Genomic DNA, 9,653 nt, shown 5'->3' with positions numbered 1-9,653 from the left:
ATCAGCACGGGCGGGCCTGTGTCGAACACAGGTATCAATCTGAAGACCCTCGGTGCGAAGGTCTGCTTCTGCGCGCGTGTTGGCGATGACGCGCTGGGCCGGATCACGGTCGGCCTGCTGCGCGCGAGCGGCCACGCGGAGGGCGTGCACGTTGTGTCCGGCGCGGCCAGTTCCTACACGGTCGTCATTGCGCCCCCGGACATTGATCGCATCTTCCTGCACAACCCGGGCACCAACGATACGTTCGGTCCGGAAGACCTGGACCCGGAACTCATCGCCCGTTGCAGGCATTTTCATTTTGGCTACCCGCCGTTGATGCAGGGCATGTACGCGGACGCGGGCGCCGGCCTGGAGCGCGTGTTCCGGATAGCGAAAGAGTCGGGAGCGACGACGTCGTGCGACATGTCGCTGCCCGACGCGGATTCGGTGTCGGGGCGGGCGCCATGGCGGCGGATTCTCGAGCGCGTGCTTCCCTGGGTCGACATGTTCCTGCCATCCATCGAAGAAACGCTCTACATGCTGGAACCGGACCGGTTCCTGCGCATGAAACGGGAGCATCCGGACGCGGACCTCATCGACGTGGTCCCGCCCGCGCTGTACTCGCAGCTTGCCGCGGAAGCGCTGGCGCTCGGCGCGAAGATGGTATCGCTGAAGTCGGGACATCGCGGCTTTTATCTGCGCACGGGGCCTCGGGACGGATTCGCGCGGATGGGCGCGGCGCGTCCCGGCGACGCGGCCAACTGGGCGGACCGGGAACTCTGGGCGCCCGCGTTCGCGCCGCCGCAATTCGGGAGTGCAACCGGTTCCGGCGATTCCGCAATTGCGGGGTTGCTCGCGGCATTCCTGCGCGGTTGCAGCATTGAGGAGTCGCTGCGCCGCGCCACGTGCTGCGGCTGGCAGAACGTGCAGGTACTCGATGCCGTGAGCGGTATTCATTCCTGGGACGAGACGTCGGCGATGCTCGGGCGCGGGATTCCTCATCTGAACGCGGGCATCGATGCGCCTGGTTGGATGTGGGACGAAACGAACGGACTATGGCGCGGGCCGCACGACGCGCCCGAGGGCGCCGCGCGATGACTTCCAGAGAGCGGATGGTGGCCGCGCTCGAGCGGCGCACGCCGGACCGGCTTCCCGTGACCACGCATCACGTAATGCCGTATTACTTAGACCACTATCTAGGCGGCGTCGATGCACAGGTTTTTTTCGAGCGTTTCGGCCTTGACCCGATTCTGTGGACAGGGAACCCGGCCCCGAATTGCGCGCGCGGCGAATACCGCTTCCCGGAACTGGGCGGTCATGTCGTTTCGGACGCATGGCACATCTCGCGCGAGCCCGTGCCGGGAACGGATTCCGATGCGTTTCGTTATTGCATCGAAACGCCCGGCGGCACGCTTACCGCGGTGGTCCAGCACAATGAGCACACCACGTGGCTGCTCGAGCCTGTCGTAAAAGAGAAGAGTGACATCGATATCCTCGCGGAGCACATGACGCACCCGGTGTGCGATGTGGAGGCGGTTAACCGCGATGCAGCGGCTTTCGGCGAGCGCGGGCTGGTGCGCGGGGGGCTGCTCTGCTTCGACCTGTTTGGCCAGCCGGGCTGCTGGCAGGATGCCGCATGCCTCGTTGGCGTGGAACGCCTCATCATGGAGACCTTTCATGACCCGGAGTGGGTGCACGCGCTGCTGCAAATCCTGAAGGCGCGCAAACTGGACTACATCCGTTCCATGCGCGGCGCGGCGTACGACATCTGCGAACTGGGCGGCGGCGACGCGTCGAGCACGGTAATCTCGCCGGGGCTGTTCCGCGAATTCGTGGCGCCATACGATGCGGAACTGATCGCGGCGGCCCACGCGGCGGGGTTGCGCGTGGTCTATCACACGTGCGGCGGCATGATGCCCATCCTCCAAGATATCGCGGCGATGGGGCCGGACGCGATGGAGACTTTCACGCCGCCGGGCATGGGCGGCGACACGCGCCTGGACGAGGCCAAACGGCGCATAGGAGACCGGACCTGCATGATCGGCGGCTTTGACCAATTCCATTTCTTCAAGGATTGCACGCCGGAGCGGACGCGCGCCGAGGTGCGGCGTTGTTTCGCGGAAGCGGGGGAGGGCGGCGGGTTCATCCTGTCGCCGTCGGACCATTTCTTCGATGCGGATTCGGCCTGCCTGGAAGCGTACGGCGCCGAGGCGCGCCGTTGCGTATACTGATTGGGATCTCTCAGCGCGAGAGCGACGCGCCTGCGAAGCAGAGCAGCGCCCAGCCGGCGATGAACGCCGCGCCGCCGAAGGGCGTAATCGCGCCCAGCCACCGAATCCCTGTTAACGCGAGCAGATACAGGCTGCCCGAGAAGAGCACGACGCCGGCGGTCCAGGCAAGGCACGCCGCGCCGGCGAGCCGGCCTTCCCAGAGACGCGCCGCGCCCGCGGCCACGGCCAGCATGGCCAGGGCGTGATAGAACTGGTATCGAACGCCTACCTCGAAGACCTGCAGCATTTCCCCCGAGATGCGATGTTTCAGCCCGTGGGCCCCGAACGCCCCAAGCGCGACGGACAGGCCGCCGAGCGCGCACGCGATGCGGAAGAACAGGGTTTGCGCGTTCATGAGCGGTGCTCCTGCGCCAAGGTTGGCTCGTGGAACCGGATCGCTAGTTCCGCCATGGTTTCGATGCCCGTGGCCAGCGCGCTGTCGTTGAAACGGAACCGGGGGCTGTGCAGTGGCGGCGCCTCCGTGACGCCAGGCGGGTCGTTGCCCAGGAAGAGAAACGCGCCCGGCGTTTTTTCGAGGTAATAGGCGAAGTCCTCCGCCGTCATGAACGGGTGTTCCACCTCAAGCACCGCTTCCGGTCCGAGGCACGCGGTTACGGTGTCGCGGACAAATGCGCACGAGGCCGCGTCGTTATGCAGCGGCGGGTATCCCGTTTCGCTGACGAAGACCTCGGCGCGCGCGCGAAGCGCCGCCGCGGCGTGCTCCGCGATACGGCGCAGGGACTCCGACATCGCCGCGCGTTGCGCGGCGTCGAGCGCGCGCAGCGTGCCCTCCATGAGAACCCGGTCCGGGATGATGTTCGACGTGCTGCCTCCGTCAATGCGGCCAATGGTGACGACGCCTGCTTCCCATGGGGCGCGTTCCCGGCTCACGATGCTTTGCAGCGCGAGGACGATGTGCGCGGCCGCGACGACCGGGTCAACGCACGACGCGGGCGCCGCGCCGTGCCCGCCCTTGCCGGCCACCTCGATGCGGAAGAAATCGGCGCTGGCCATGGCGCAGCCCGCGCGCAGGCCGACCTTCCCGGCCGGGATGCCCGGCCATGCGTGAAGCGCGAAGGCGCCGGCGGCTCCGTTCAACGCGCCTTCCTCAACCATGTATTTTCCGCCGCCCGCGATTTCCTCCGCGGGCTGAAAGATCAGCCGCACGCCGCCGCGTAACAGGTCAAGATGCCGCGCGAGGGTCTTTGCAGCGCCGCATAGGATGGCCGTGTGGCCGTCGTGGCCGCACGCATGCATGCGCCCGGCGACCGTGGATGCATACGGCAGACCGGTTTCCTCCTGGATTTCGAGGGCGTCGATGTCGGCGCGCAAGGCGACGGACCTGCCCCCGGCAGGTCCGAACTCCGCGACGATGCCGGTCCCGCCGGCCCAGCCCCGCGTGTGAGCGACGCCCGCTTCATCGAGGAACCGCGCAATGCGGTCCGAGGTCCAACGCTCCTCGAAACGGGTCTCCGGATGCCCGTGCAATTCATGCCTGAGCGCCGTAATTTCCGGGAGAATCTCCGCGATGGTGGAGCGCAGTCTGGAATGCATGGCGGCAGGCCTCAGAATTTGACGCGTGTGCCCGGGAAGGCCCTGATGCTGAATTCGAGGTCGATATCGGTGCCGGACTCCCGGTCCCGCACGCGCAGGGCCGTTTCCCAGCAACTGAAAGTCCGGCGCACCTCGTAGGTCTGCGAGCGCAGCGCGCCGTCCTCGAAATCGTACCGGTGCTCGAAGCCCAGCCCCCATTTTTCGCTGAACTTGTAGCCCGCGCCATACAGGATTTCGCGGTTGAACACCACGTCGCCCGTTTCGGTGTATGCGAAGCCGATGCGCGCCTGCCAGGGGCCATCGAGGAGAGTGTCATTGTAGTAGAACTGGGCCAGAATGCGGTTATAGTCGCGAAAAGCCGCGTCGTACTGATAGATGGCTTCCGGGTCGTACGGCTGGCCGAAGAGCTTCTCGTATGCCCAGAGGTTAAGCTGCTGCGGAGCGAACGGATTGTCAATGCTGAGGTCGTCGCTGACCACGTGGCGTTCGGCGACCAGTTGCGCGCCCCACCAGGGCCGGGGCCGCACGTCCAGTTCGAGTTCATAGTCCTCGGATTTGCGGATTTCGTTCCAGAAGTCGTTTCCTTGATACAACGTGAGACGTCCGACCTGCCACACCTCGCCGGTTTCGGCATCGCGCCCGAACACGACGTTGTCGAGCTTGGTCTCGATGCGGCTGCGCCCAAAGGCGATATCGAGGGCGTCGAACCGCGGCGTTTCCTCGAAACTCATGGAGGTTTCAGGCCGGTACGAGTAGGTCATCGAGGGCACGATGACGTGCTTGAAGCCGGAGAAGCCCCAGCGCCCGGCGTAGTTGCGGTGCAGCCGGGTCTGCAGCGTCGTGCCGATGGTGTTGCCGAGCCGGAAGCTGGCGTCGTCGTCGAACCGCTCGCGCGAATACCAGGAGAGGTCCGTCTCCAGGAAGGGCGTTATGCTGAAGGCTTCCTGGATATCCAGGTCGTAGGTAAGCCGCGCCGTGTTGACCGTGCGGACGGCGTCGCCGCCGGCGGGTTCGCGGTCGTTGTAGCCGCTCACCGTGTCAAACGCGAAATAGAGGCGCGGCGCGATACGGCGCTCGATGAGGTGGAACGTCGCTTCCGGAAGGCGTTCGGTTTCGGTGACCCAGTTGTGCGTATTCAGCCGTGTCGTGGCGGTCGCGATGTAGGTGGGTCGCGTGTACGTCACGTTCGCGAACGTGCGCGGCGTGGTCCGGTCGCGAAACTCGTCGTAGAAGAAGTCCTTGTAGAAATCCTGATCGTGCCATTGCTCAGCCTGCATGCGCAGCACGAGGCTCTCGTTTGGCTCGAAGCGGTGGTACCAGTGGACGTAACCGCGGTCTTCCGTGGTTTCGAGCCCGTGAACCTCGCCCTTCGTGCGGAACAGGCGCGAAGACGGCGTTTCCATGAAGTCGTATTCGATGTCGCCACCGATGCCCACGCCCTCCTTTTCGGTCACGAACAGGCGCGGTCCGGCGGCGATGTCGCGGGTGAAGTTGAGCCGCTGACCGACGTTGGCGAAGAAGCCGATCTCGGCGCGGCGGCCGCTGTCGAAATCCATGCTCCAGGGATACCGCGCGTCCGCGCTTCGCCGCCAGAACGGCATGTAGAACGGCGTGCTGAGATTGCGGATCTGCAGGCGCGCGTGCTTGCCGTGCACGGGTATCCCGTCCTGAACCTTCAATTCCTGCAAGCGGATCTTGTACGGGGCCGGTTCCGTGTCGCACGTGGTCAGCCAGACGTCTTCGCCCTCGAAACTGTGCGGGCCCAGCACGCGCAGTTTCGCCGCACCGAAGTAGAAATCGCCGTTGCGGCCGTGCACGCCCAGCAGCGCGCCGGTTTCGGTCGCGGCGTCGTAGTCGACGTGGTCCGCAACGAGTTCACGGTTTGGTTCGAGGATGTGTACGCCGGTGGCGGAAAGACGGCCAAGCGACAGGCGGCGCTTGGCCCGATCCTGCTCGCTTGTGAGTTCGAAAATGAGCGGCGGCGGCACCTCGACTTCGGGCGGCACAGTGTAATAAACCTCATCCGCCGTGAAGCTGCCCGTCGGCTGTTGCATGGTCACGTTGCCTTTGGCGTGCATCTCGCCCGTGCTCTGGGTAAACGTGTACGTGTCGGAGTTGAACAGGGTCTCGCCAAGGCGCAGGTGAACGTTGCCCGTAGCTTCTATCGTGTCGCCATCGAAACTGCCGCCCATCTCATCCGCCTCGAGGTCACGCAGAGGCTGGGTCCAGTCGGGTGTCTGAAACAGACTCTCCGCCGCGCCGAAATCGGCCCCGGTACTCAGCGCTTCCGCCAAGGTCGGTCCGGAGAAGTCCTGCAACGGAACTGCGGAAGGGCGGCGGCCCAGTTTCGGCGCGCGAATCTCGCCGCCCACCATCTGCAGTTGCGTCTGCGGCTTCATCGCCGGACGCGTAGTTGCGGGCACAGTTGCGGCTGCTGGCGCGGGCGTCTCAGCGGATGCGGCCGCTGCGTCCGGTTCTGACGCAGGCACCGTTTCCGGCTCTGGCGCAGGTTCCGGCTCTGGCGCAGGTTCCGGCTCTGGCGCAGGTTCCGGCTCTGGCGCAGGTTCCGGCTCTGGCGCAGGTTCCGGCTCTGGCGCAGGTTCCGGCTCTGGCGCAGGTTCCGGCTCTGGCGCGGGCGGTGTTGCCGCCGGTTCTTGCGGCGGTGGGGCGGCCTCGACAGGTTCCGCTTCCACAATTGACGGCCCCGTCGCCGCGGGTTCCGGCAGTTGCGGCGGTTCCGGTGCGGCCGCAACCAGGACCGGCGGCGCAGGTTCGGCAGGCGCGGCAGTGGTGGCGGCGCGCCCCGCCGCGTTCCATACCTGCCACTCGTTACGCTGCGGCGCAAGCGCCGCGTAAATGCCGCCGTCCGCGGCGATAGCTTGCGCGGCCGCGGGGAGGACCCACACTTCGGTCTCGCGCAACTGCGCGTCGAGTATGCGCACGCGATCCGCCGCGAGACTGTAGACCATACCGCTGCTGACCGCTATGTCGTCCGCGGCGCCTTCCGTCTTGGCACGGATGCGGGCCGCGGCGCCGTCAACGACATACAATTCAGACTTCGTTGCCGCGACAAACGTGTCGCCTTCCAGCGCGGCCAGGCGCGTTGCCGGTTCGGGCAGTGCGACCGCGCCCGAGGGTGCGCCTTCGAGGGAGTAGAACGAGAGCGCCGGAACGCCGCGTCCCGCGACGGCGACGAGCGTGGAGCCCGCCGCTACGGCGACGGGTACGGCGGGCGCGGCCTCAAGGGGCGCTGCCTGCGCCGGCGCGTCTGCCGAGATGCGGAACAGGCCGTCGTCGAAGGGACTGACCACGATGAACGCGTTCGCGCCGGCCGCAGTGATGCCCGTGGGGCCCTTGCCGCAGGGCGTGGCGCCGATAGCAGCGTGGTCAGGAATGCGCAATAACGTAACGGAGCCGCCGAGCTGATTGACGCAAGCGAGGGTCCGCCCGTCGCGCGACAGGGCCAGCGCCGTGGGACCGTCGCCTGTGGGGATGGCCGCAAGGCGCTCGAGCGTGGCGGGGTCGTACGCCCAAATTTCGTCGCGATCGAAAACAGCGACGTACAGCATTCCACTGCCGGGCTCAAGCAAGGCGTCGCGGAATTGCGCACGCACATTGTGTGCTTGAAAAGGCGGTTGCGCCGCTGCGACTCCCGTGCACAGGAGGCAGAAGCCGATGCTCAGGGCGGTACGATGGCGCATGCTTGCTCCCACGTGCTGTAAACGCCTGACTGCTACTTGCCGGGTATTACAAACCAGAACGCCGCCACCGTCTTGCCCGCGCCGTCTTGCTGCGGCACGGGGGCGGGAGCTTGCTCCGGTTGAGACGCTGCTGTTTCGGGCGCCGCTGCGGGCGCGGGTTCCGCGGGCTGCGTTTCGTCCGCCGCCGGTTGCTGTGCCTCGGCCCCGTCTTCGGGCGCGGGCGCGGCAGGGGGCGCTTCTTCCGCCGCAGCCGTGGCCGCCCATGCCGTCAGCAACACAAAGAGGACAAGCAGGATGTTCCTCATGATTCTCATGTCTCCACGAGTCGCAGTGCGTCGTCGAAGGAATGTACGCCCTCCGCGCCGCCCATGACCTGGACCGTCAAAGCGCCGGCCGCGTTTGCCATGCGCGCGCAGCGCGGCAGGTCCCAGCCCATAATATAACCGTACAGGAATCCGGCGCACGCGGCATCCCCGGCGCCCGTGGTGTCGACCACGCGCACCTTGTGCGCGGGAAGCGTGCCCGACGTTCGTTTGTCGGCGAAGTAGACGCCGTCGGCCCCCAATTTCACGAGCACCGTGCTCACGCCGTAACCGTGCAGGAACTTCGCAATGGCTTCCGGCGTGGTCTGCCCCGTGTACAAGCGGGCTTCCTCGAGGCTTGTCAGGGCGATATCGAGATGCGGCAGCGCCGCTTCAATGAGCGAGAGCCACGCGCCGCTACCGTCGTAGCAGGTGTCCAGGGACGTCTTGACGCCCAGGTCGCGCGCTTTTTGGAAGACGCGGCCTATCGGCGCGCCCGACAGGCCGGGGGTCACGCCCGGGCCGCCCCAGTGCAGCACCTTGGCGTGGCCCACGAGACCGAAATCCACGTCGTGTTCGGACAGGGCCGCCGTCGCGCCGGTGTGGTGCAGGAAGGTGCGTTCGCCGTCGCTGGAAATGAGCACCACGGTGGCGGAACTGCGCCGCTCCGGGTCCCGGCGGACGCCGTGCGTGTCCACGCCGAACGCAGCAAGGCTGTTGACGAGGTGGTCGCCGAAGCTGTCCTGCCCGACACGGCCGATGAATGCGGCCGAGCCGCCGAGCCGGCAGTAGACGGCCGCCGTGACCCCGGCGAGCCCGCCCACGTGCATCTCGAGCTGCGGCACCAAGCCGAGTCTGCCCCGTTCCGGGACCTCGTTTACGGGCCGGACCATCACATCGGCACAGACCAGCCCCACCGTGACCAAATCCACCGGCATGCGCAAACCCTCAACGAACTTCGTAACACCGCGCCCACGGCGTTTACCCTTGACGGAGTATAGCACCTGGGAACAGTCGCGGCAACGCGCGCAGGAATCGACCGCCGTCCAGCGGTGTATCCTCCGGAAACAGGCCGGAGAAACTGCTATGACCGAGCCGAAATCCGAAGATGTCCTGGCCAGTTTGCGCACTACGTGCAGGATTGTAGTGGACCTGGTCCGTTCTGCCGCGACTCCGAGGTTGAAGGTGCGGCCCCGGCCCGGCGCGTGGTCTATCCACGAGCACGCGTGCCATCTGGCCGTCGTTCAACCGGTCATGATGCAGCGACTCGAATTGACCGTCGCCCGGGAGTCGCCGCATATCCACGGATACCAGCCGAGCCGCGACGAAGACCCCGACGCGCTGCTGAAGATGGATCTCGCGCCGACGCTGGACCGGTACCTTGCCGAACGCGCTGCCATGGTGGCGCGGCTCGAGCAATTAACAGAGGCCGAATGGCACAAGCCCGCGACACACGACGAGTATGCCGCGTACAGCATAGCGATCATGACTCGTCATCTTGCATTGCACGACTACTTCCACGCATACCGGATCGAACACCTGATTCTGGAACGCCATTGACGCGGCGAGCGCCGGTGACCGCAACCTTCAGACAAGGTCCGTCTGCACCCGTCCATACCCCCGCCCAAGCAATATGCCGCTTTGCAGGTTCTTCTATTCCTTGAGGCCGATTAGCGCGTCGCGCGCTGCCGCGAGTGTTTTCTCGACGTCGTCGTGCGTATGTGCGGTCGACAGGAACCAGAAATTACGCGCCGTGGTGCGCACGCCCCGCTCGTGCAGTGCTTGCCAGTACCGGCGGGCCAGGGCGAGATCGGCCGCGAGCGAAGACCGGAAATCCACAACCGGCG

At 66.2% G+C, this 9,653-nt stretch carries 9 protein-coding genes; 3 read left to right on the top strand and 6 right to left on the bottom strand.

The window, feature by feature from the left end:
• Together KA184_15430 and KA184_15425 are read left to right on the top strand one after the other, a co-directional pair.
• Positions 1-1,077: carbohydrate kinase family protein (locus KA184_15430; protein ID MBP8130969.1), on the top strand; the 1,077-nt coding region annotated here is incomplete at its 5' end.
• A complete protein-coding gene (locus tag KA184_15425) occupies positions 1,074-2,210 on the top strand; it encodes a hypothetical protein (GenBank protein MBP8130968.1) in 1,137 nt (378 codons plus the stop codon). The genes KA184_15430 and KA184_15425, both read left to right, overlap by 4 nt.
• A gap of 10 nt (positions 2,211-2,220) precedes the next feature.
• Here KA184_15425 and KA184_15420 read toward each other — a convergent pair whose 3' ends face one another.
• The 5 genes from KA184_15420 to KA184_15400 are packed head-to-tail and all read right to left on the bottom strand — an operon-like array spanning position 2,221 to position 8,744.
• Positions 2,221-2,604: a DUF423 domain-containing protein gene (locus KA184_15420; GenBank protein MBP8130967.1), complete on the bottom strand. Its 384-nt coding sequence runs from the start codon at positions 2,602-2,604 to the stop codon at positions 2,221-2,223.
• Complete coding sequence (locus tag KA184_15415; GenBank protein ID MBP8130966.1) at positions 2,601-3,803, bottom strand: amidohydrolase; 1,203 nt, start codon at positions 3,801-3,803, stop codon at positions 2,601-2,603. Before KA184_15415 ends, KA184_15420 begins: the two co-directional genes overlap by 4 nt.
• Positions 3,804-3,814: 11 nt before the next feature.
• Positions 3,815-7,504 carry an LPS assembly protein LptD gene (gene lptD / locus KA184_15410; protein MBP8130965.1) on the bottom strand — a complete coding sequence of 1,230 codons (3,690 nt, stop codon included), beginning with the start codon at positions 7,502-7,504 and terminating at the stop codon, positions 3,815-3,817.
• Between the two features lie 32 nt (positions 7,505-7,536).
• Positions 7,537-7,809 carry a hypothetical protein gene (locus KA184_15405; protein MBP8130964.1) on the bottom strand — a complete coding sequence of 91 codons (273 nt, stop codon included), beginning with the start codon at positions 7,807-7,809 and terminating at the stop codon, positions 7,537-7,539.
• Positions 7,810-7,814: 5 nt separating this feature from the next.
• On the bottom strand, positions 7,815-8,744 hold the full coding sequence (locus KA184_15400; GenBank protein MBP8130963.1) for a sugar kinase: 930 nt from the start codon (positions 8,742-8,744) through the stop codon (positions 7,815-7,817).
• Between the two features lie 148 nt (positions 8,745-8,892).
• Between KA184_15400 and KA184_15395 the strand changes: the two genes are divergently transcribed.
• Entirely contained in the window at positions 8,893-9,366 is a 474-nt protein-coding gene (locus KA184_15395) for a DinB family protein (protein MBP8130962.1), read from the top strand.
• 93 nt (positions 9,367-9,459) lie between these two features.
• On the opposite strand, the gene KA184_15390 is transcribed toward KA184_15395, so the two are convergent.
• A partial coding sequence (locus tag KA184_15390) for an aspartate aminotransferase family protein (protein MBP8130961.1) occupies positions 9,460-9,653 on the bottom strand: 194 nt, incomplete at its 5' end.

Source organism: Candidatus Hydrogenedentota bacterium (assembly GCA_018005585.1).
Classification (GTDB): domain Bacteria; phylum Hydrogenedentota; class Hydrogenedentia; order Hydrogenedentales; family JAGMZX01; genus JAGMZX01.
This window is presented reverse-complemented; position numbering and strand designations above follow the sequence as displayed.

Excerpts from the sequence above, each read along its gene's own strand:
- KA184_15400 (MBP8130963.1), bottom strand. The coding sequence starts at position 8,744 with ATGCCGGTGGATTTGGTCACGGTGGGGCTGGTCTGTGCCGATGTGATG.
- KA184_15420 (MBP8130967.1), bottom strand. The coding sequence starts at position 2,604 with ATGAACGCGCAAACCCTGTTCTTCCGCATCGCGTGCGCGCTCGGCGGC.
- lptD (MBP8130965.1), bottom strand. The coding sequence starts at position 7,504 with ATGCGCCATCGTACCGCCCTGAGCATCGGCTTCTGCCTCCTGTGCACG.
- KA184_15395 (MBP8130962.1), top strand. The coding sequence starts at position 8,893 with ATGACCGAGCCGAAATCCGAAGATGTCCTGGCCAGTTTGCGCACTACG.
- KA184_15425 (MBP8130968.1), top strand. The coding sequence starts at position 1,074 with ATGACTTCCAGAGAGCGGATGGTGGCCGCGCTCGAGCGGCGCACGCCG.
- KA184_15405 (MBP8130964.1), bottom strand. The coding sequence starts at position 7,809 with ATGAGGAACATCCTGCTTGTCCTCTTTGTGTTGCTGACGGCATGGGCG.
- KA184_15415 (MBP8130966.1), bottom strand. The coding sequence starts at position 3,803 with ATGCATTCCAGACTGCGCTCCACCATCGCGGAGATTCTCCCGGAAATT.